The organism is Streptomyces poonensis (genome assembly GCF_014650915.1).
Taxonomy (GTDB): Bacteria; Actinomycetota; Actinomycetes; order Streptomycetales; family Streptomycetaceae; genus Streptomyces; species Streptomyces poonensis.
Window position 1 is genome coordinate 61,050 of the sequence record NZ_BMVW01000013.1, and the last position, 20,854, is coordinate 81,903.

General features: G+C 73.0%; 24 protein-coding genes. 6 read left to right on the top strand and 18 right to left on the bottom strand.

Translation table 11 applies throughout. The annotated features are described in order from the left end of the window. Positions 1-14: 14 nt before the first annotated feature. Positions 15-1,172 (bottom strand): ROK family transcriptional regulator, encoded by a 1,158-nt coding sequence (locus IE242_RS26670; RefSeq protein WP_189863874.1) that lies wholly within the window; start codon positions 1,170-1,172, stop codon positions 15-17. Positions 1,173-1,666: 494 nt separating this feature from the next. Between IE242_RS26670 and IE242_RS26675 the strand changes: the two genes are divergently transcribed. Further along, entirely contained in the window at positions 1,667-2,104 is a 438-nt protein-coding gene (locus IE242_RS26675) for a hypothetical protein (RefSeq protein ID WP_189863592.1), read from the top strand. 55 nt (positions 2,105-2,159) lie between these two features. Here the strand turns inward: IE242_RS26675 and mug are convergent, their stop codons facing one another. The 9 genes from mug to IE242_RS26720 all read right to left on the bottom strand — a co-directional run bounded on the left by mug (position 2,160) and on the right by IE242_RS26720 (position 10,328). Then, the gene (gene mug / locus IE242_RS26680; protein ID WP_189863876.1) at positions 2,160-2,714 is read right to left on the bottom strand and encodes a G/U mismatch-specific DNA glycosylase; all 555 of its coding nucleotides are present in this window, start codon (positions 2,712-2,714) and stop codon (positions 2,160-2,162) included. Continuing rightward, positions 2,711-4,153 carry an adenylosuccinate lyase gene (gene purB / locus IE242_RS26685; protein WP_189863594.1) on the bottom strand — a complete coding sequence of 481 codons (1,443 nt, stop codon included), beginning with the start codon at positions 4,151-4,153 and terminating at the stop codon, positions 2,711-2,713. The genes mug and purB overlap by 4 nt, the downstream gene beginning before the upstream one ends. A 45-nt stretch (positions 4,154-4,198) precedes the next feature. Continuing rightward, positions 4,199-4,678 (bottom strand): hypothetical protein, encoded by a 480-nt coding sequence (locus IE242_RS26690; RefSeq protein WP_189863596.1) that lies wholly within the window; start codon positions 4,676-4,678, stop codon positions 4,199-4,201. Positions 4,679-4,787: 109 nt separating this feature from the next. Then, positions 4,788-5,558, bottom strand: coding sequence for an SGNH/GDSL hydrolase family protein (locus IE242_RS26695; RefSeq protein ID WP_189863598.1), 771 nt, complete (start codon positions 5,556-5,558; stop codon positions 4,788-4,790). Between the two features lie 167 nt (positions 5,559-5,725). Next, the gene (locus IE242_RS26700) at positions 5,726-6,739 is read right to left on the bottom strand and encodes a hemolysin family protein (RefSeq protein ID WP_189863600.1); all 1,014 of its coding nucleotides are present in this window, start codon (positions 6,737-6,739) and stop codon (positions 5,726-5,728) included. Then, the gene (locus tag IE242_RS26705) at positions 6,736-8,121 is read right to left on the bottom strand and encodes a hemolysin family protein (protein WP_189863602.1); all 1,386 of its coding nucleotides are present in this window, start codon (positions 8,119-8,121) and stop codon (positions 6,736-6,738) included. The genes IE242_RS26700 and IE242_RS26705 overlap by 4 nt, the downstream gene beginning before the upstream one ends. Before the next feature lie 141 nt (positions 8,122-8,262). After that, positions 8,263-8,688: a GNAT family N-acetyltransferase gene (locus IE242_RS26710; RefSeq protein WP_189863604.1), complete on the bottom strand. Its 426-nt coding sequence runs from the start codon at positions 8,686-8,688 to the stop codon at positions 8,263-8,265. A gap of 102 nt (positions 8,689-8,790) precedes the next feature. Beyond that, positions 8,791-9,708, bottom strand: a complete 918-nt coding sequence (locus tag IE242_RS26715; protein ID WP_189863606.1) for an LLM class F420-dependent oxidoreductase — start codon at positions 9,706-9,708, stop codon at positions 8,791-8,793. A 44-nt stretch (positions 9,709-9,752) separates the two neighbouring features. Next, on the bottom strand, positions 9,753-10,328 hold the full coding sequence (locus tag IE242_RS26720) for an ATP-binding cassette domain-containing protein (protein ID WP_373299589.1): 576 nt from the start codon (positions 10,326-10,328) through the stop codon (positions 9,753-9,755). A 239-nt stretch (positions 10,329-10,567) separates the two neighbouring features. Here IE242_RS26720 and IE242_RS26725 point away from each other — a divergent pair, with 239 nt between their 5' ends. Both IE242_RS26725 and IE242_RS26730 read left to right on the top strand, forming a co-directional pair. Further along, positions 10,568-10,795 (top strand): antitoxin, encoded by a 228-nt coding sequence (locus IE242_RS26725; RefSeq protein ID WP_189863607.1) that lies wholly within the window; start codon positions 10,568-10,570, stop codon positions 10,793-10,795. 51 nt (positions 10,796-10,846) lie between these two features. After that, positions 10,847-11,221, top strand: a complete 375-nt coding sequence (locus IE242_RS26730) for a fic family toxin-antitoxin system, toxin component (protein WP_189863609.1) — start codon at positions 10,847-10,849, stop codon at positions 11,219-11,221. A gap of 21 nt (positions 11,222-11,242) precedes the next feature. On the opposite strand, the gene IE242_RS26735 is transcribed toward IE242_RS26730, so the two are convergent. The 4 genes from IE242_RS26735 to bioB form a co-directional block, all read right to left on the bottom strand. Next, complete coding sequence (locus IE242_RS26735; RefSeq protein WP_189863611.1) at positions 11,243-11,935, bottom strand: class I SAM-dependent methyltransferase; 693 nt, start codon at positions 11,933-11,935, stop codon at positions 11,243-11,245. Between the two features lie 122 nt (positions 11,936-12,057). Continuing rightward, positions 12,058-12,801 (bottom strand): dethiobiotin synthase, encoded by a 744-nt coding sequence (gene bioD, locus IE242_RS26740; protein ID WP_189863613.1) that lies wholly within the window; start codon positions 12,799-12,801, stop codon positions 12,058-12,060. A gap of 7 nt (positions 12,802-12,808) precedes the next feature. Continuing rightward, positions 12,809-14,089: an adenosylmethionine--8-amino-7-oxononanoate transaminase gene (locus tag IE242_RS26745; protein WP_189863615.1), complete on the bottom strand. Its 1,281-nt coding sequence runs from the start codon at positions 14,087-14,089 to the stop codon at positions 12,809-12,811. Beyond that, positions 14,082-15,221 (bottom strand): biotin synthase BioB, encoded by a 1,140-nt coding sequence (gene bioB / locus IE242_RS26750; protein WP_189863617.1) that lies wholly within the window; start codon positions 15,219-15,221, stop codon positions 14,082-14,084. Before bioB ends, IE242_RS26745 begins: the two co-directional genes overlap by 8 nt. Before the next feature lie 246 nt (positions 15,222-15,467). Between bioB and IE242_RS26755 the strand changes: the two genes are divergently transcribed. After that, positions 15,468-16,595, top strand: a complete 1,128-nt coding sequence (locus IE242_RS26755) for an 8-amino-7-oxononanoate synthase (RefSeq protein ID WP_189863619.1) — start codon at positions 15,468-15,470, stop codon at positions 16,593-16,595. Positions 16,596-16,703: 108 nt separating this feature from the next. Here the strand turns inward: IE242_RS26755 and IE242_RS26760 are convergent, their stop codons facing one another. Together IE242_RS26760 and IE242_RS26765 are read right to left on the bottom strand one after the other, a co-directional pair. Beyond that, positions 16,704-16,928 carry a DUF397 domain-containing protein gene (locus tag IE242_RS26760; protein WP_189863621.1) on the bottom strand — a complete coding sequence of 75 codons (225 nt, stop codon included), beginning with the start codon at positions 16,926-16,928 and terminating at the stop codon, positions 16,704-16,706. Positions 16,929-16,937: 9 nt separating this feature from the next. Further along, the gene (locus IE242_RS26765; RefSeq protein WP_189863623.1) at positions 16,938-17,798 is read right to left on the bottom strand and encodes a helix-turn-helix domain-containing protein; all 861 of its coding nucleotides are present in this window, start codon (positions 17,796-17,798) and stop codon (positions 16,938-16,940) included. A 249-nt stretch (positions 17,799-18,047) separates the two neighbouring features. On the opposite strand from IE242_RS26765, the gene IE242_RS26770 reads away from it, so the two are divergent. Continuing rightward, a complete protein-coding gene (locus IE242_RS26770) occupies positions 18,048-18,527 on the top strand; it encodes an ATP-binding protein (RefSeq protein ID WP_189863625.1) in 480 nt (159 codons plus the stop codon). 45 nt (positions 18,528-18,572) lie between these two features. On the opposite strand, the gene IE242_RS26775 is transcribed toward IE242_RS26770, so the two are convergent. Next, positions 18,573-19,490 (bottom strand): LysR family transcriptional regulator, encoded by a 918-nt coding sequence (locus IE242_RS26775; RefSeq protein WP_189863626.1) that lies wholly within the window; start codon positions 19,488-19,490, stop codon positions 18,573-18,575. 135 nt (positions 19,491-19,625) lie between these two features. On the opposite strand from IE242_RS26775, the gene IE242_RS26780 reads away from it, so the two are divergent. Beyond that, positions 19,626-20,264 carry a LysE family translocator gene (locus tag IE242_RS26780; RefSeq protein ID WP_189863628.1) on the top strand — a complete coding sequence of 213 codons (639 nt, stop codon included), beginning with the start codon at positions 19,626-19,628 and terminating at the stop codon, positions 20,262-20,264. Here the strand turns inward: IE242_RS26780 and IE242_RS26785 are convergent. Beyond that, complete coding sequence (locus IE242_RS26785) at positions 20,200-20,763, bottom strand: DUF6328 family protein (RefSeq protein WP_189863630.1); 564 nt, start codon at positions 20,761-20,763, stop codon at positions 20,200-20,202. The two genes, IE242_RS26780 and IE242_RS26785, sit on opposite strands and share 65 nt — an antisense overlap. Positions 20,764-20,854: the final 91 nt, after the last annotated feature.

Consider the following 20,854-nt stretch of genomic DNA (forward strand, 5'->3'; position numbering starts at 1 on the left):
GGCGGCCCGTCCGCTCAGTGCCGAGCGGTCACCGAGCCCTCCACCGCGAACAGCTCCTCCTCGACGTGGTCCAGCGCCAGCCGCAGCGCCCCCATGGCCACGGCGGCCTCGCCCAGTTCCGACAGCGTCACCCGGGGCGGGCGCAGACAGTAGCGCGCCAGCTCGTTCCGGAGCGGGTCGAGCACATCGTCCAGGCCGGTCGCCCAGCCGCCGACGACGACCAGCTCGGGGTCGAGGGCCAGGACCAGTGCTCCCACGTCGTGCACGAGCCGCCGAGTGAAGCGGTCCACTGCCGCGCGGGCCCGCCGGTCGCCCCCACGGGCATGGGCGAACACCTCGGCCACGGCCTGTTCGTCGAGCGGGGGCAGCGGCTCGTCCGTCGTCGACAGCAGCGCCTCAGGCGTGGCCTCGCGGCCCAGCAGGTGCAGCGCCCCGATCTCCCCGGCCGCGCCCCCGTACCCGCGGTGCAGCCGCCCGCCGATCAGCGAACCGGCACCCGGGCTGAGCCCTGCCAGGACGAACACGACGTCGTCGGAGTCGACGGCCGCGCCCTTCCAGTGCTCGGCGACGGCCGCCGCGTTGGCGTCGTTCTCCACGATCACCGGGCACCGGAAGGAACGGCTCAGCCGCTCGCCCAGCCGCAGCCCCGTCCACTGGGGCAGCGCCGTACCCAGCCGCACCGTGCCGTCGGCCTCGACGATCCCCGGACTGCCCACACCGACCGCACGCAGGGAGCCCCGGGCCACGCCCGCACGGCGCAGCAGCTCCGCGACCGTCGAGCGCAGCCGCTCCAGCCGCTCGTCGGCCGCCGCCGTCTCGGAGACGTCCTTGGACAGCGTGCCCAGCACCCGGCCGTCCAGATCCGCGAGGAGCGCCGTCACCCGGTGCGCGCCGATGTCCAGCCCCAGCAGGTGGCCGGCCTCCGCCCGGAACCGGAACCTCCGCGCGGGCCGCCCCTGCTTGCGGGTGGCGCCCTCCTCGGCCGCCTGCTCGACGACGAGCCCCGTCCCGACCAGCCCCTCGACCACGCCCTCGACCGTCGGCCGGGACAGTCCGGTCACGCGCGTGATCTCGGTGAGCGTCGCGCAGTCCGTGGCGCGCAGCGCGTGCAGCACCACCGCCGAATTGATCCTCCGCAGCAGCGAGGGATCCCCGCCGGTCAGCAGCCCCACCGTCCGTCCTCCCAGGTCGTGCGCGCGCCCGCCCGGATCGTACTCGGCGCGGCGGGCACCGGCGAGGGCCCGGTGCCCGTGCGTCACCCGCCGGCCCGCTCGGCCCGGCGCGACGCCCCCCGACTCGTACGCCACGATCACCGCCTGGGTGCGGTCCCGGGCCCCCGGCTTCGCCAGGACGGCGCTGACACGCGGCTTCACGGTCTCCGTGCCGACGGCCGGCCGCTCGGCGATCTCCGCGTCCGACAGGTTCCGCGTCATCAGCCGCAGCACGTCCGCCCCCGCGCGCCGGCTGCCGCACCGACGCGGGGAACAGCAGCGCGCCGCCTTCGGCGACCGGCCGCACCGCGTGCACGATCTCCGCCGGGCGGACCCGGTTCAGCGGGAAGCCGTTCGCGCCCGCGCGCAGCGCCTGGCGCAGGTCACCGGCGGCGGGGGCGGGCGCCCGGCTGACGCACAGCCAATTGTCAGTGGTGCCCGCTTTACTGGGACGCATGGACATCGCACAGCACCTCGTCACCATCGACCGGCTGTGCTCCGCCGACTTCCCCACGGAGCACGGCCGGACGGACACCGGCAGCGCGGGACCCGGCCACCACATCGCCGAGTTACGGACGAGCGCCGGCTTCTGGGAGGACGACGGTACGGAACGGGAGGCGACGGAGGAGCAGTACGAGGCGGAGCGGGACGCCCTCTCGCAGCGGCTGGCCGAGCGCTGGGGAGCCCCGGACGTCCTCAGCCTGTGGAGTGCCTTCGTCCGGTCCACGGAGGGTGAGGACATACCCGGGCCCTGGGGGACGCTCGCCGCGCACGTGCCGGACGTCCATGTGTGGCGGGCCGGTGGACGCTGGGTCGCTCTGGGCGTCTCGCAGTGGGACAAGGAACTGCCGTTCCAGCTCCTCGCGGTCATCACGGAGACGGATCCGCCGTGACTGCCTCACTGCGACCGACTTGCGATCCCGGTGAGCGGCCGTTCAGGCCGGCCGGCTATCCCTCGGAGGTCTCCGCCGCCACCCGCAGCCGGGCGAACTCCTCCGCCATCGTCTCGACCGTCCAGTGCGCGTTCAGCCCGCTGGGGTTGGGCAGCACCCACACGCGCGTGTCCCCGATCGTCCGCTGTTGCGGGCCGACCTGGGCCTTGCGGTCGTCGAACGCGGCCCGGTAGGCCGTGATGCCCACCACGGCCAGCCAGCGGGGCCGCAGCCGCGCCACCTTCAGGGCCAGCAGCCGGCCGCCCTCCCGGTACTCCTCGGCGGCCAGCTCGTCCGCCCGTGCGGTCGGCCGCGCGACGACGTTGGTGATGCCGAGCCCGTACGACAGCAACTCCTGCTGCTCCGCGGGCCTCAGCAGCCTCGGCGTGAACCCGGACCGGTGCAGCACCGGCCAGAAGCGGTTGCCGGGGCGGGCGAAGTGGTGGCCCGTCGCGGCCGTCATCAGGCCAGGATTGATGCCGCAGAACAGCACGCGGAGACCGTCCGCGACGACGTCCGGTACCGGACGGTCGCGGGCGGCCTCCAGCTCCTGTGCGGTGAAGCGCGTCAGAGGATCGCTCCCGGGGCGTACCCCGCGGCCTCGGGGTGCTGCTTCACGATCTCCTCGATCCGGCCGACCACCGTGCCGACCTGGTCGGCGGCGGCGCCCGTGAACGACAGCTTGTCGGCCATCAGGGCGTCCAGCTGGGCGCGGTCCAGCGGGATGCGCTCGTCCGCCGCCAGCTTGTCGAGCAGCTCGTTGCGCTCGGCGCCCTGCTCGCGCATGGCGAGGGCGGAGGCGACGGCGTTCTCCTTGATGGCCTCGTGCGCGACCTCGCGCCCGACACCCGCGCGCACGGCACCCATCAGCACCTTGGTGGTGGCGAGGAACGGCAGGTAGCGGTCCAGCTCGCGGGCGACGACCGCCGGGAAGGCGCCGAACTCGTCGAGCACCGTCAGGAACGTCTCCAGCAGCCCGTCCAGCGCGAAGAACGCGTCCGGCAGCGCGACCCGGCGCACCACCGAGCAGGACACGTCGCCCTCGTTCCACTGGTCGCCCGCCAGCTCACCGGTCATAGAGGCGTAGCCGCGCAGGATCACCATGAGGCCGTTGACGCGCTCGCAGGAGCGGGTGTTCATCTTGTGCGGCATCGCCGAGGAGCCGACCTGGCCGGGCTTGAAGCCCTCGGTCACCAGCTCGTGCCCGGCCATCAGCCGGATCGTCTTCGCCAGCGAGGAGGGCGCCGCCGCCAGCTGCACCAGCGCGGTCACGACCTCGTAGTCCAGCGAGCGCGGGTAGACCTGGCCGACCGAGGTGAACGCCTGCCCGAAGCCGAGGTGCCCGGCGATCCGGCCCTCCAGCTCCGCGAGCTTCGACGCGTCCCCGCCGAGCAGGTCCAGCATGTCCTGCGCCGTGCCGACCGGGCCCTTGATGCCGCGCAGCGGGTAGCGGCCCAGCAGCTCCTCCACCCGGCCGTACGCCACGAGCAGCTCGTCGGCGGCGGTCGCGAAACGCTTGCCGAGGGTGGTGGCCTGCGCGGCCACGTTGTGCGAGCGGCCCGCCATCACCAGCTCGCCGTACCCGCCGGCGAGCTTCCCGAGCCGGGCCAGCACGGCCACCGTACGGTCGCGCATCAGCTCCAGCGAGAGCCGGATCTGCAGCTGCTCGACGTTCTCGGTCAGGTCGCGGGAGGTCATGCCCTTGTGCACGTGCTCATGCCCGGCGAGGTCGTTGAACTCCTCGATCCGCGCCTTCACGTCGTGCCGGGTGACCTTCTCGCGCTCGGCGATCGACGCCAGGTCGACCTGGTCGAGCACCCGCTCGTAGTCGGCGATCGCCGCGTCCGGCACCTCGATCCCGAGGTCCTTCTGGGCCCGCAGCACGGCCAGCCAGAGCTGTCGCTCCAGCCTCACCTTCTGCTCGGGGGACCAGAGCGTGGCGAGCTCGGCGGAGGCGTACCGTCCGGCGAGGACGTTCGGGATGCGGGGCTTGGCAGGCGCAGAAGTCACGTGCAGGGAGTTTACCTGTGCGTCCGATGCCGCACGCCGGGTGTCTCACGTCGGGTGGACGGCCAGCTTGAACTCCGCGAGGACCAGCCGGCGGGGCGCGCCGTCGTTGTGGGAGACACGCAGGGCCAGCGGTACGCCGGGGTGCACGAAGATCTCGTGGTGCTTGGTGAAGCACTGCATCCCGGGGCTCGGCGGCCGATGGTCGGTGGCGGTGGTGTCGACCGGGTTGTCGGTGAGGCCCAGCGGGTCCCGTACGAACTGGTCCCGCAGCTCCGTGTAGCCGGCCGCCTCCCACTGGATCATCGCCGTCAGGGTGCCCCAGCCGTCCGCGGCCGGCCAGATCAGCCCTGCCCGGTCGTCGTTCTCCGGGTCGGTGACGACGTAGCCGTCCGGCTGGGTCGCGGGATGCATGTCGTACCGGTCGTAGGACTCGGCGCTGCCGTAGGGGAAGCGGACCACCGTATAGGTGTCCGGGGCTATGAGCTGCGGGCCGTTGGTGATCAGTGAGCAGACACGGACGGTCATCTCGGTCCCCCGGAGTGGCGGTGCCGCACGGCGGTACGGTGCGGCGGGTCGACGCCGTTGGTGTTCCCTCGCTGTGGCCGCCGGAACCACCCGCCGCCCGGGGCGCCGGTCACTCGTACGGCAGCAGCTCCGGCCGCTTCGCCGGGCGCCCGTCCCCCGACGACCGGCCGGTCAGCCGGCGGCCGATCCACGGGAGCAGGTGCTGCCGGGTGAAGCGGACGTCGGCGACGCGCCGCGCGAACCAGGCGGGCGGTGCCGCGACCGGCAGCGGCGTTCGCCACTCGGCGTCCTCCGTCTCGTACCCGAGCGTCTGCCAGACCGCCTCCGCGACCCGGCGGTGCCCCTCGGCCGTCAGATGCAGCCGGTCCACGTCCCACATGCGGGGGTCGGCGAGCGACGGCGCCCCGTACAGGTCGACCACCAGCGCCCCGTGCCGTGCGGCGAGCTCGTCGACGCTGGCGAACAGCTCTTCCATACGGGGGCGGAAACGTTCCAGCACCGGACCCTGGCGGCCCGGGCTGCGCATCAGCACGAGCTGCTTGCAGGACGGGGCGAGGCGCTCCACGGCCTCCTCCAGGAGCCCGCGCACCCGTGCCATGTCGCACTTGGGCCGCAGGGTGTCGTTCAGACCGCCCACGAGCGTGATCACATCGGCCCCCATCGCGGCCGCGACGTCGACCTGCTCGTCGACGATCTGCTGGATGAGTTTGCCGCGCACCGCGAGATTGGCGTACCGGAAACCGGGCGTGCGAGCGGCCATCCGCGCCGCGAGGAGATCCGCCCAGCCCCGGTAGGAACCGTCGGGCATCAGGTCCGACATGCCCTCGGTGAAGGAGTCGCCGACCGCGACAAGGCTGGTGTATGTGGGGTTCGTCTGCATGGCGTGGACGATGCTAACCCGCGCCCATACCCAGCGGTCGGTCGGGCCGGGGGAGGGGCGGGAGCGCCGGACGGTGACTTCCGGGCCGGAGCCGCCGTCCCGGGGCCGAAGCCGTCGTCCCGGGGCGGAACCGCCGCGCCGGCCGGTCCGCCCGGCCGTCCCGTCCGTCACACCGGCTGACCGAACAGCTCCCGCAGCACGTCCTCCATCGTCACCAGCCCCGCCAGCCGGCCGTCCGCGCCCAGGACCGCCGCCAGGTGCGTCCGGCTGCGGCGCATCGCCGTCAGGACGTCGTCCAGGGGCGTGGTCTCCCGGACCCGGGCGATCGGCCGCATCTCCCGCACCGGGAACGGCACGTCGCGGGGGGTCGCGTCCAGCGCGTCCTTCACATGCAGATAGCCCACGATCCGGCGGCCGGCGTCCACCACCGGGAACCGGGAGAACCCGGACTCGGCCGTCAGCCGTTCCAGCTCCTCCGGAGTGACCCCCACGTGCGCGTACACCACGCGCTCCAGTGGCAGCACCACGTCCCGCACGGGCCGCCGGCCCAGCTCCAGCGCGTCGTGCAGCCGCTCCTGCGCACGGTCGTCGAGGAGACCGGCCTCCCCGGAGTCCTGGACGATCCGGGCCAGCTCGGTGTCGGAGAAGGTCGCGGCGACCTCGTTCTTCGCCTCGATCCGCAGCAGCCTGAGCAGCGCGTTGGCGAAGGCGTTGACAGTGAAGATCACCGGACGCAGCGCCCGTGACAGCGCCACCAGCGGCGGGCCGAGCAGCAGAGCGGTGCGCACCGGCTCCGCCAGCGACACGTTCTTCGGCACCATCTCGCCGAGCAGCATGTGCAGATACGTCGCGAGCGCGAGCGCGATCACGAACGACACCGCGTGCCCGGGGCCCTCCGGAATGCCGACCGCGTGGAACACCGGCTCCAGCAGATGCGCGATCGCGGGCTCCGCGACCACACCGAGGACCAGGGTGCACAGCGTGATGCCGAGCTGTGCGGCCGCCAGCAGCGCGGACACGTGCTCCAGGCCCCACAGCACGCTCTTCGCCCGCCGGTCGCCCTCTTCGGCGTACGGCTCGATCTGGCTGCGGCGTACGGAGATCAGCGCGAACTCGGCGCCGACGAAGAAGGCGTTCACGACCAGTGTCGCCAGACCGATCAGCAGCTGGACGGCGGTCATCGCCTCCCCTCCCCCTTCTCGTCCTTCTCGCTCTTCTCGCCCTTCTCGTCCTTCTTCTGGTTCTCCGCCTCGTCCTCGGCGAGCGGCGCGTGCAGCAGGACCCGCGCGGCCCGGCGCCCCGAGGCGTCCACCACGTCCATCCGCCAGCCGGCCACGGCGACGGTGTCGCCCACGGCCGGGATACGGCCCAGCTCGGCCGCGACCAGGCCCGCGAGCGTCTCGTACGGCCCGTCCGGTACCCGCAGCCCCACGCGCGCGAGCTGGTCGGTGCGGGCCGAGCCGTCGGCCGAGTAGAGGGCGCGGCCCTCGTCGTCCGCGCCCGCGGGGGCGAGGTCGGGCGTCTCGTGCGGGTCGTGCTCGTCGCGGACCTCGCCGACGACCTCCTCGACGATGTCCTCCAGGGTGGCGACGCCCGCGGTGCCGCCGTACTCGTCGATCACCACGGCCATCGTGCGCTTGCCGGACAGCCGGTCCAGGAGGCGGTCCACGGTCAGGGTCTCCGGCACGAACAGCGGCTCGCGCACCAGCTCCGAGACGGGGACGTGGGGGCGGCGTCCGGCGGGCACGGCCAGCACGTCCTTGACGTGGACCGTGCCGATCACCGAGTCGAGGCCGCCGCGGTGGACGGGGAAGCGGGACAGACCCGTCGCCCGGGTCGCGTTGGCCACGTCCTCGCAGGTGGCCCGGTCGTCCAGCGCGATGACCTGCACGCGCGGGGTCATCACGTTCTCCGCGGTCAGATCGGCGAGATTCAGCGTGCGCACGAACAGCTCGGCGGTGTCGGCCTCGAGGGCGCCCTCCCGAGCGGAGTGCCGGGCGAGGGCGGCCAGCTCCTGGGGCCCGCGCGCGGAGGCCAGCTCCTCGGCGGGTTCGACGCCGAGGCGGCGCACAAGACGGTTCGCGGTGTTGTTCAGATGGGTGATGAACGGGCGGAACGCGCAGCTGAACCAGCGCTGCGGGGTCGCCACCGCCCTGGCCACCGTGAGCGGCGAGGAGATCGCCCAGTTCTTGGGCACCAGCTCGCCGACCACCATCAGGAAGACGGTCGACAGGGCCGTACCGACGACCAGCGCGATCGAGCCCGACGCGGCGGCCGGCACGCCCACGGCCTCCAGCGGTCCCGAGATCAGCGCGGCGATGGACGGCTCGGCCAGCATGCCGACGACCAGGTTGGTCACGGTGATGCCCAGCTGGGCCCCGGAGAGCTGGAAGGTCAGGTTCCGTACGGCTTTGAGAGCGCCCGCCGCGCCCCGCTCACCCCGTTCCGCGGCCCGCTCGAGTTCGCCGCGCTCGACCGTGGTCAGCGAGAACTCCGCCGCGACGAAGGCGCCGCAGGCCAGCGAGAGCAGCACCGCCACCAGCAGGAGGAGCACTTCGGTCATCGGGTCACCTCCGTCCCATGATCCGGCAGGGACGGACGGTGCGCACGACGGCGCGGGCCGCGCGGGGCGCCGGCGCCGCTCCGGCAGAGATCACCCATGGGCGGACGCTCATACCTCTCGTTCCGGGTCACCGTCAGGCTGTCACTCTTCGAGCGGCTTCACCCACCGCCGCCACTGCTCCTCCGGCGCGTACCCCGCAGCGCGCCAGGCATGGTGCGCCGTCTCGTTCCGTACGAGCACCATCGCGTCCCCGCGCCGGCCCCCGAGTCGTACGAACCGCTCCTCGGCGGCGGCCAGCAGGGCCGAGCCGATACCCCGCCGGCGCCGCCCGGGGTGCACCGCGAGCCGGTACAGATGGCAGCGCCAGCCGTCGAAGCCCGCGATCACCGTGCCCACCAGCTCCCCGTCCAGCTCGGCGAGGAGCAGCGCCTCCGGGTCGCGGGCGACCAGCCGCTCCACGCCCTCCCGGTCGTCGCTGATGCTCGTGCCCTCCGCGGCCGTCTTCCAGAAGGCCAGCACGGTGTCGAGGTCCTGGGGCGTCGCAGCCCGTATGCGCAGGTCGGTCATGCGGATGATCCCATCACCCGGCGCCCGGACCGGCGCGGAATTCCACGATCCGGACGCTTCCCCGCACGGGCCCGGGCGGTTCCGGGCACGGCCCCGGACGGGTCACTCCCCGCGCAGCGCGGCCATGACCGGAGCGAACGCCTCCATGTGGGCCTCCATGATGGTCAGATACGTGATGCCGTACCGCTCCCGCAGCGCCCGCGCCCGTCCGACGACCTCCTCCAGACCGCCCACGAGCACCACCGGCAACTCCAGGACCTGCTCCTCCGTCAGCTGCGGAGCGAAGGGCAGCCACTCCTGTACGGCGGCACCGGGATCGTCCGTGACGGCGACCAACTGGATGAGCAGGTTGAGCTCGGCCGGTTCCTCGCGTCCGGCGGCCAGCTTCCCGTACAGGGCGACACGCTCGCCGAACTCCTCCGCCGTCACGGGAACCATGGCACCGCCGGGCACGCTGCGCGCCCCCGTGAACGCCGCGATGTCCGCGTGCTCGGCGGTGAGCCTCAGCATCCGGTCGCCGCCCGCGCCGATCAGCAGGGGAACCCGGGGCTGTTGCACGGGGCGTGGCATGGGGGTCTCCCCGCTCGAACGAAGTTGAGAGTGGGGGAGCTCCTCGGAGCCGAGCAGCCGTGCCAGCTCCTCCACCGTGTGCCGCAGATGATCCACGCGCTCGCGCGGCGATCCCCAGGGCAGCCCCGCGGTCTCGTGTTCCGACCGGACGTATCCGGTGCCGAGGCCGAGTTCGAGGCGCCCGCCCGTCAGGGCGTCCGTGGTGGCCACCTCGCGGGCCAGCAGCGCCGGGTTCCAGAAGCCCGCGTTGAGCACGAACGTGCCGAGCCGCGGCCGCCGGGTCGCCGCGGCCGCCGCGACCAGGGCGGGGAACGGGGCCGGCATCCCGAGATGGTCGGGGACCAGGATCACGTCGTAACCGAGTTCCTCGGCCCTGCGGCACTTCGCGCGCCACTCGTCGGCGGGTGCGGGACTGAGCAGGTTGACGCCGAAGCGGAACGGGCGGGACATGCGCTCTCCTCAGGGAAGTGACGTGAGCGGAAGGGGGAAGGCGGTCACGAGGACGGTTCGCCGTCGGCGGGGCCGCCACCACCGAAGACCGCCCCGGTCGCCCGGATGGTGTCGAAACGCTTCATGCGCTGCAGTACGGCCTCGGCGGTCGGCCGCTCCATCTCGTCCACGATGCGTCCGTCCGCGAGGAAGAGCACCAGGTCGGAGTGGGCGGCGGCGCCGGGGTCGTGGGTGACCATCACCACGGTCTGGCCCAGGTCGTCGACGGCCTTGCGCAGGAAGCCGAGCACCTCCAGCCCGGCGCGGGAGTCGAGGTTGCCGGTCGGTTCGTCCGCGAAGATCAGCTCGGGGTGGGAGGCCAGCGCCCGCGCGCACGCCACTCTCCCCCCAGAGCCATGGGGAGGGTGATGTTCTCGGCCGCGTTCAGCGTCGGGATTGCCCGAGCCGGAGGGCCCCATCACCGCGGTGAACCGGCCGCGGGCGATGTCGACGTCGACCGAGTCGAGGGCGAGGGCCGCCGTCTCGCCGGACCCGTACGCCTTGGTCAGCCTCCGCGCGCGGGCGGCGATCCCGTCGGCCTCCGCGCGGCCGGGGGCGTGCTCCGGAGCAGCTGTACGCAAGGCGGCCTCCTCGGTCGTACGAGATCGGGCTCGTGCCTCCGGCGGAGCATAGTGTGCCGTGTCCTGTACCGGACATCCCCCTGAAGTCCCGGGCGCCCTCCGTCACAGGTCGGGTCCCCTATGCCGATGTAAGGGGCATTCGTCTGGCGCTCGGCGGTGCATGCGTGGATCCGGTCCGTGCGCCCGTGCGCCCACCGGGCGCCTTGCTCGCGCTAGCGCTCCAGCGCTAGCGTCGCATCATGGCCAAGACCCAGTTGAACGTGCGGGTGGACGCGGCCACGGCCCGCGCCGCCCGCGAACGAGCCCTGGAGCGCGGGATGAGCGTGAACCGGTACATCGAAGAGCTGGTGCGACAGGACGCGGGGGAGACGGGGCAGAGCTTCGTGGAGGCCGCCGCCGACTTCATGCGGCAGTACGAGAGCGTGTTCGCCGAGGAGTTCGGGGCGGAGCGCGAAGGCCGTCGCTGAGGACACCGCCGATGCCTTGAGCACCATGAGCAAGAGGACACCACGGATCCCTTGAGCAATCTGAGAATCGACCTCGCCTGGCTCCTCATGGTCGCCGAACAGAAGACGCCCGGTGATCCCCAGGTCACCGACTGGGGCGCCCTCGTCGCTGCCGTCGCCCGGCACGAGGCCGAGATATTCGACGTCCCCGTCTACGACAACCCGCACGCCCGCGCCGCCGCACTGCTCCAGCTCCTGCTGCACGTCCCCGCGCTGGAACGCTCCAACGCACTGTTCGCCTGCGCGGTCGCGTACGCCTACCTGGTGGCCGGCGGCGTCAAGGTCGTCACCACGCCCGAGCAGGTCAGGGAGCTGGCACGACTGGTGAAGAGCGGCGAGGCCTCGGTGCACGACATCGCGGAGGAACTGCGGAAGTGGGGCGTATGAACCGGGCGCGGCCGGCCACTCCTAACCGTCCGAGTCCGTGGGGCTCTCGCCCTCCGCTTCCATGAGCTCGGGGCGCCGCGCCGTCCCGAGCACCAGGAAGGAACCGGGCAGCCGCGGCCCCCTGTCGAACGCCGCCGGATCCCGGTACGAGCCGATCTCCAGCCCGGCGTCCCGTATCGCGCCGATCGGGTCCCGGGCCGTGTGGCAGCCGCCGAACAGCAGGGGCCACACCGTGCGGTCCGCCGCCCGCTGCGTCACGCGCATGACACGCCCGCCGCCGAGGCCGTGCTCGAAGAACCGCAGTTCGCCGCCCGGACGCAGCACACGCCGGACCTCCGCCAGCGACCGCCGCACGTCCCGCACGGTGCACAGCACCAGGGACACCACGGCCGCGTCGAACGCCTCGCTCTTCACCGGCAGCGCCTCCGCCGCGCCCGGTACGACGTCCACCGGCACATCGGCGCGCAGGGCGGCGTTCGCCGCCGCCTGCCGCAGCAGGCGCTCCGGTTCGATCGCCACGACCTCGGAGACGGTGCGCGGATAGTGCGCGAAGTTGAGGCCGTTGCCCGCGCCGATCTCGATGACCCGCCCCGAGAGCCCGGCCAGGAGTTCGTCGCGGAACGGCCCCACCTTCGGTTCCACCGCCGCGCTGAGTCTCATGTAGAACCGGGCGAAGAGGGGGTGGTGCACGGCGTTCCGGGTGGCGCGTGCCATGGCGGGCTCCCGAGGAGGGCGGCGGTTACCACGATTGTCCCCCGTCGTGCCCCCGCTCACCCGTCGCGAGCCGTGAACGCCTCTCGCCGCACGCCGCTACCGCGCCGTGAACACCCCCCGCCTCACGCCGGGTACAGGGCCTTGAACGCCCCCGCGTCCCACACCCCGCCCAGCTCCGCCGCCAGCCAACTCCCCGCCCGCGCGCGGAAGTCGAGCGGATCCAGCCCCCCGGCGCCGGCGGGCACCGCGCCGACGAGCGGTGCCCCGGCCGCCACCGGCAGATCGGCCAGGTTGCAGCGCGACGCCAGGTCCGGCTCGCCGGGCCAGCTGCCGATCACGACGCCGGCCGGGACCAGCCCGCGACCGCGCAGTTCACGTGCCGTCAGCTCGGTCGTGTTGAGCGTTCCCAGCCCGGCCGACGCCACGACCAGGACGGGCGCGTCCAGCAGCCGTGCGGCGTCGGCCAGCGTGCCGCCCTCCTCGTCGAACCGTACGAGCAGCCCGCCCGCGCCCTCGACGAGCACGAGATCGTGCTCCACCGCGAGCTTGGCCGCCGCGTCCGCCACGTCCTCCGGCCGCACCGGAGGGAGCCCCGAGCGCCGGGCGGCCGTCGCGGGGGCCAACGGCTCGGGGTAGCGGGCCAGTTCACGCGCCGTCACGGGTGCGCCGGCCAGCCGGGCCGCCTCGTCCGCGTCGCCGCGCTCACCGCGCCGTACGCCCGTCTGCGCGGGCTTGAGCACGGCCACGGAGCGGCCCGCCGCGGCGGCCACCGCGGCGACGGCGGCCGTGGTCACCGTCTTGCCGATCTCCGTGCCGGTGCCCGTGATCACCAGGATCGACGTACCGATCACCGCCTCGTTCCCCATGATCCCCTCATCCCTCCCGTGCCACCGCGCGCACCGCGCGCGCGATCCGCGCCACGTCCTCGTCACCTGTGACGTACGGCGGCATGGTGTACACGAGATCGCGGAACGGCCGCAGCCACACGCCCTCGCGCACGGCCGCCCGCGTGGCCGCCGCCATGTCCACCTCGTGGTCCAGCTGGACGACGCCGATGGCCCCGAGGACGCGGACGTTCCGTACGCCATCGAGGCCGGCCGCCGGGGCGAGCCCCTCCGTCAGCCCGGCCTCGATCCGCTTCACCTCGGCGAGCCAGTCGTGGCCCAGCAGCAGATCGATCGATGCGCACGCCACGGCCGCGGCGAGGGGGTTGCCCATGAAGGTGGGCCCGTGCGCGAGCACCGGCACCTCGCCCCGCGAGATCCCGTCGGCCACGCGCGCGGTGCACAGGGTCGCCGCCATCGTCAGATAACCGCCGGTCAGCGCCTTGCCCACGCACATCACGTCCGGCGTCACCCCGGCGTGCTCCGCCGCGAACAGCGCTCCCGTACGCCCGAACCCGGTCGCGATCTCGTCGAACACGAGCAGCACGCCGTGCGCGTCGCACGCCTCGCGCAGCACCCGCAGATACGCGGGGGAGTGGAACCGCATCCCGCCCGCCCCCTGCACCACCGGCTCCACGATCACCGCGGCCAGCTCGTCCGCGTGCCGGGCGATCAGCTCGCGCAGGTGGTCCGCGTACGGCTCCTCGTACGCCGCCGGGGGCGCGTCCGCGAACACCTGCCGGGGCAGCACCCCCTGCCACAGCTCGTGCATCCCGCCCTCGGGGTCGCACACCGACATCGGCTGCCAGGTGTCGCCGTGGTAGCCGCCGCGCCAGGTCATGAGGCGCCGCTTGGCGGGGCGGCCGATCGAACGCCAGTACTGCAGGCACATCTTGACCGCGACCTCCACCGACACCGAGCCGGAGTCGGCGAGGAAGACGTGTTCCAGCCCGTCCGGCGTGATGTCGACGAGGCGCTTCGCCAGCCGTACGGCGGGCTCGTGCGTGAGCCCGCCGAACATGACGTGGCTCATCCGGGCCAGCTGCTCCCGCGCCGCCTCGTTGAGCACCGGGTGGTTGTAGCCGTGGATCGCGGACCACCAGGACGACATGCCGTCGATGAGCTCGCCCGAGCCGTCCGCCGTCCTCAGCCGCACCCCGCTCGCCGACGCAACGACGAGCGGTTCCACGCGGCCGGGCATCGGACCGTACGGATGCCACACGTGTCTCCGGTCCAGCTCCAGCAGCTCGGGCACGGACAGCTCAGGCATTGGGCGCGAGATCCGTTCCGGCACCCCGGCGGCGTACGGCGACCAGGTCCGTACGGGGCTCGCCGGCCTCGGGCGTGGCGGCGGAAGCGGAACCGCAGCCGCCGCCCTCCCCCGGGTGGCACCCGCCCGCCCGGTGCTCCGGCAGGGTCACCTGGTCGGTGCCCTCCACCTCGAACCCGGCGTCGGCGATCATCTCCAGATCCGCCTTGCCCGCCTGGCCCTCGCTGGTCAGGTAGTCGCCGAGGAAGATCGAGTTGGCCAGGTGCAGGGCGAGGGGCTGCAGGGTGCGCAGGTGCACCTCACGGCCGCCCGCGATACGGACCTCCACGTCCGGGCAGACGAACCGGACCATCGCCAGGATGCGCAGGCACCGCTGCGGGGTCAGGTTCCACTCCTTGCCGAGCGGGGTGCCCTCGAACGGGATGAGGAAGTTGACCGGCACCGAGTCAGGGTCCAGCTCGCGCAGCGAGAAGACCACGTCCACCAGGTCCTCGTCCGTCTCGCCCATGCCCGCGATCAGCCCGGAGCAGGCGGACAGCCCGGCCGCGTGCGCCTTGCGCACCGTGTCGACGCGGTCGGCGTAGGTGTGGGTGGTGGTGATGTCGCCGTAGGTCGCCTCGGAGGTGTTGAGGTTGTGGTTGTAGGCGTCGGCGCCCGCCGCGCGCAGCCGCTCGGCCTGGCCGTCGGAGAGCAGCCCGAGACAGGCGCACACCTCGACGTCCTCGTGCTGTTCCTTGATCGTCCTGATGGTCTCGGAGACCCGGTCCACGTCCTTGTCCGTCGGGCCGCGGCCGCTGGCCACCAGGCAGACCCGTTTGGCACCGCCCGCGAGACCGGCGGCTGCCGCCTCGGACGCCTGGTCCGGTTTGAGCCAGCTGTACTTGAGGATGCCGGCCTCGGAGCCGAGACGCTGGGAACAGTAGGAGCAGTCCTCGGGGCACAGCCCCGACTTGAGGTTGACGAGGTAGTTGAGTTTCACCCGTCGGCCGAACCAGTGCCGGCGCACCCGGCCGGCCGCGGTCACCACTTCGAGCAGGTCGTCGTCGGAGGTCGCCAGCACGGCCAGCGCTTCCTCGCGGGTCGGCGTCTCGCGCCGAAGTCCCTTGTCCACCAGCGTCTTCAGCAGGTCCATGGAAGCCGATCCTGACGTACGGGAGTGTCCCGGGCCAAGGAGGGATCGCACAACGCAGGAGCCTCGAGGTGTGGGTATCACCACACCATGCACGGGCGTCCGGACGGCTAGGGTCTGTGCACTGCCTACAAACGCATCGCCCGCAAACGCACTGTCTGCACACGCACCGCCCACGGAAGAGCGTGCACGTCGCCCTCGGCGCACCGGCCGTCGGCGTGTCACCCGCCCCACTGGCCCGGAGGACCCATGGCGTTCGGCTGGATCGACGAGCAGGCGCGAGCGCGCCACCGCGCCGGACTCGTACGGACCCTGCGGGCGCGCCCCGCCGACTCGCCGCTCCTGGACCTCGCGAGCAACGACTACCTGGGCCTCGCCCGGCACCCGGAGGTCGTCGAGGGCGCCGCCGGCGCGGCGCGCCGGTGGGGTGCCGGGGCCACCGGCTCCCGGCTGGTCACCGGTACCACCGAGCTCCACGGCGAGCTGGAGCGCGAGCTGGCCGGATTCTGCGGGTTCGAGGCGGCCCTCGTGCTCTCCTCCGGGTACGCGGCCAACCTCGCCGCGGTGACCGCGCTGGCCCCGCACGGCTCGCTGATCGTCTCGGACGCGGGCAACCACGCCTCGCTGATCGACGGCTGCCGGCTGGCGCGGGGCACCACCCAGGTCGTCGGCCACGCCGATCCGGCGGCCGTCCGCAAGGCGCTCGGCACGCACCCGGGCCCGGCCGTGGCCGTGTCCGACACGGTCTTCTCGGTGGACGGCGACGCGGCGCCCCTGGCCCGGCTGGCCGCCGCCTGCCGGGAGTCCGGCGCCGGACTGATCGTCGACGACGCGCACGGGCTGGGTGTCCTGGGCGACGGCGGGCGGGGCGCCGCGCACGCGGCCGGGCTCGCGGGCGCGCCCGACGTGGTCGTGACCGTCACGCTGTCCAAGTCGCTCGGCAGCCAGGGCGGGGCCGTGCTGGGTCCGGCCCGGGTGATCGACCATCTGGTCAACGCGGCCCGGACGTTCATCTTCGACACGGGGCTGGCCCCGGCGGCGGCCGGCGGGGCCCTCGCGGCGCTGCGGTTGCTGCGCCGGGAACCGGAACGTGCCGCGCGGGCGCGCGAGGTGGCGACGGAGCTGCACACGCGGCTGACGGCGTCGGACCTCGATGCCGTGCGGCCCGACGCCGCCGTGGTGTCCGTACGCGCCCCTTCACCCGAGCGGGCGGTGCGGTGGGCGGCGGACTGCCGTGCGGCGGGAGTCGTCGTCGGCTGCTTCCGCCCTCCGTCCGTACCCGACGGTGTCTCACGGCTGCGGCTGACCGCCCGTGCGGATCTCACCGCCGGGCAGCTGGACCGGGCCGTGCGTGTGATCTGCGAGACGCGACCGTGAGTCGGCGTGACACGGCCGTGCGTCGAGACCGAGAGAGCTGATCACCGGCAGGTGATCGGTGACGTGATCACCCAGGCGCACGGGTGACCGACGGCACGGTGCTCCTGATCACCGGAGTGTGGCGATGAATTCCTCCCAGCTCTCGGGGGCGAACAGCAGGGCGGGGCCCGTCGTGTTCTTCGAGTCGCGGACGGCCACGAGCCCGGCCCGGGGACCGGTGCACGGACGCGCCGTCTCGACGCAGTTGTTCATTCCCGTACTGCGGCTGCTGCGCAGCCATACCGCTTCGTGCAGTGCGATGCTCGAAGGGACATGACGAGGCAGAGCTGACATGGTGCCTCCTTATGCGCCGGCGGCAATCCCGGCGATGTAATCCAGCGAATCCTCGGGTGAAAGGGCGTGGATTTGAAGGGCGTTGAAAGCCTCCACATACGCCTGGAGGTCTTCTTTCCGTTCGAGATAGAGGCTACTCGTCAAGTGGTCGAGCACGACAACGTCCAGATCGGCCGTGTTCGAGAATGAGAAGATTACAAAAGGGCCGGTGATGCCGATGTGCTCTCCGGCGGTGAAGGGAAGTACCTGGAGTTTCACCTGAGGCAGAGCGGCCGCCTCCCGCAGCCGTTCCAGTTGCCGCGCCATGACCCCGGGCCCGCCGACCCGGCGGCGCAGCACGGCCTCGTCCAGGACCGCGTCCAGCCGCAGCGGCGGATCGGCGCGCAGGACCTCCTGCCGCGCGACGCGCACCTCCACCAGCGCGTCCAGCTTGTCGTCCGCCACGCCCTCCAGCGCGGCCCGGGTCACCGCACGGGCGTACTCGGGCGTCTGCAGCAGCCCCGGCACCACCGAGGTCTCCAGGGTGCGTATGCCGCCGGCCTGGGACTCCAGGCTGATGAAGTCGCGGTAGGCGGGCGGCAGTACCCCGCGGTAGGCGTGCCACCAGTTCTGCCGGCCGCCGCCGTCCTCGCCGCCCGCCAACGCCAGCAGCAGCTCCCTCAGTTCGGCGTCCTGGACCTCGTACGCGTCGAGCAGGCGCCGTACGTCGGTCGGTTTCACTCCGCTGGAACCCGTCTCGATCCGGCTCACCTTCGACTGGTGCCAGCCGACCAGGCGGGCCGCCTCGATACTGGTGAGGCCGATGCGGGAGCGCAGCAGGCGCAGTTCGGTGCCGAGCTTCCGCCGACGCACCGCTGGGCCGTATTGCATGGGGTCTCTCCTTCCGCCCGGCAGCGGTGTCGGGGTGACGGTAGAGGATGGACCAACAGCTCCGCCCAAATACGGTCGATCGTCAAAGAGTTCACCGCTTCGAGCGACAGATATATGCACATCTTGGCCGATCGGCACCGCGACCGCCCCCGGTGATGGCAGTCTGGCGCGAAGCACCGGTCCGGGGCCGTACTCGAATCCACCGTCCGTATCGGACTGGCGGTCCCGTGGGAAAGGGACGACGTGGCCATGGCAGACCACCAGGAAGCATCCGTCACTCTGCCGAGCGATCCGGTCTCGGTCTCCGCCGCCCGCACCTATGTCGCCGGGGTACTGGCCGAATGGGGTCTGCCGAGCGACTCCGAGATCGGTGAGACCGTGCGGCTGATCGTGTCCGAACTCGCCACCAACGCCGTCCAGCACACGTTCGGGCAGTCGCCCACGTTCACCGTGGACGTCGCGCTCGACCGCGACGAGTGCCTGCGCATCGGCGTCACCGACTCCCACCCGCGCTTCCCCAAACGTTTGCCTGCGGCCGTGCAGCAGGACAACGGCCGCGGCATGGTCATCATCCGCTGGCTGACCGCCGAGTGCGGGGGCAGGCTGAGCGTGAGACCCACCCGGGAAGGGGGCAAGACGGTGGCCATCGAACTCCCCTGGACGGCGCCCGTACAGCCCGTACAGCCCGTGCAGCCGCTCACGGCGACCAGGGCACAGCAGGACTCCTGACGGCGCGTTCCGCATCCGGGCGTCCGCCACGTACGGCAGGCGGTCTCAGCCCTGTCGGCCGGCCCGGCCGAAGACCCCGCGCAGCAGCGCCCGGAAGGCATCGGCGGCGGGCGCCGTCTCCTCGACGCGGTGCACGACCGAGATCGTACGGCGCAGATCGCCCGGCTCGAGCGGCCGCACACCGACCGGTGTCGCCGCCGTCCGCGCCACCATCTCCGGCACCACCGCCACCCCCAGCCCCGCGCTGACGAGCGCGCACACCAGCGCGTACCCGGGTGTCTCGACCCGTACGGACGGGGTGGCGCCGACCCGGGCGAGCGCCGCCTCGACCCCCGTGCGCGACGGGTGCTCCGGCGCCATGCTGATCACCGGCTGCCCGGCGAGCCCGGTCAGCGGCAGCCGCGACGACCCCGTGGACAGGGCGTGCCCGGGCGCGGTCACCAGCACCAGCTCCTCCACCAGGACCGGCTCCGCGGTCACCGTCGAGGGCAGCGGCACCGGGTCCGCGGGCTGGTAGGTGTGCGTGAGGGCCAGGTCCACCTCGCCCGCCGCGACCGCGGCCACGCCGTCCGGGGGCTCGTAGTTCGCCACCGCCAGTGCCACGTCCGGATGGGCCCGGCGGAACGCGCTGAGCACCGGCGGCAGCAGATGCATGCCCGCCGTCTGGAAGGTCCCGAGCCGCAGCGTGCCGCCCGTGAGGCCCGTCAGCCGCGCCAGTTCGTGCCGCGCCCGCTCCATCTCGTCGAGCACCCGGCGGGCCCGCGCCACCAGCAGCTCGCCCGCGCCCGTGAGCCGCGCCCCGCGATGGGAGCGGACGAGCAGCGTCGCGCCCGCCTCCCGCTCCAGCTTGGCCAGCTGCTGGGAGAGCGCGGGCGGGGTGTAGCCGAGGCGCTCGGCGGCCCGGGTGATCGAGCCCGCCTCCGCGACCGCCACCAGCGCCGCGAGCCGTGTCGGGTCGTACATGGAGCCGCTCCCGCACTCGTCCGGGCCGTACCCCGGTGCAGGCCCGGACCCGCCGACGGCATAAAGAGATGCTTAAGGATTCCCCAGCATATTCGACATACCTGCTGAAGCCCCTGGGCGGGCAGGGTGGACGCCATGGACGCACAGCTGATCGCCTTCACCGGAGTCGCCGCGAGCATGGTCGCCATGCCGGGAGCCGACTTCACCGTCGTCGTGCGCAACGCGCTGGTCTCCCGGCGGGCCGGCGTGGCGTGCGCGCTGGGGATCGCGGCGGGGCTCCTGATCCACACGGCGCTCGCGGTCGCCGGGGTCGCCGCGGTCCTCGTCGCGGTGCCGGCGCTGTTCCGGGCGATGCAACTGCTGGGCGGCGCCTATGTGCTGTACCTGGGCGTGCGGACGCTGTGGTCCCTGCGCGGGCCGCGCACGGTGGTCGCCGAGGGGACCGGGGCCGGGGCCGGGACCGGAGCCGGTACGCGCGCCCTGCGGCAGGGCTTCGTCACCAACGCCCTCAACCCCAAGGCGTCCCTCACCTTCCTCGGCCTGCTCCCGCAGTTCGTGCCCGAGGGCGGTGCCGTGCTGCCGCGCACGCTGATGATGGCGCTCATCGTCGTCGTCCTCGCGCTGCTGTGGTTTCCCGCGGTGGCCCTGCTGGTGGACCGGCTCGGGCGGTGGCTGCGCCGGCCGCGTACGGCCCGGGCGGTCCAGACGGTCACCGGAACGGTTCTCGCGGTTTTGGGGGCAGCGCTGCTGCTCGGTCCCTGGCGGGCGGCGTGACGTCGGTCTCGCCGCTCCGGGCGCCCGACCGCCACACCAGGCGGGGGAGGAGGCCCCACAGGCCCAGGCAGGCGAGGAGGGTGCCCGCTCCGGCCGCGATGCCGGCCTCGCGCTCCAGCGTCACATCCACGACGAGCGTCACGGAGCCGGTGAACGCCAGCGTCAGCACGGCCAGACCGACACTGGCCAGCCGGTCGGATACCCGGACGATCAGGGGCTTGGCGTTCTGCTGGAAGAGGGAGCGGTGCAGAGCGGCCGGCGCGACGAACAGCAGGGCCGACAGGAGGGCCAGCAGGAGTGTGACCACGTAGGTGACGCGCTGGAACGTGTCCAGGTCCTCGAAGCGCGGGGTGAAGGCCATCGACAGCAGGAAGGCGAAGAGCACCTGTACCCCGGTCTGGGTGACGCGCAGTTCCTGGAGGAGCTCGATGAAGTTGCGGTCGGCTCTCTCGAGCGGCGTCTCGTTGCGCTCCGTATGCGTGCTTCGGTGTTCGGCCATGAAGGGACGTGTAACCCGTCCGGCCGCTGTCACGCTCCGCCGGGCCGGTCCCACCAGGCACATCACGGGCCCGGACCCCGGCGGTGGGGGG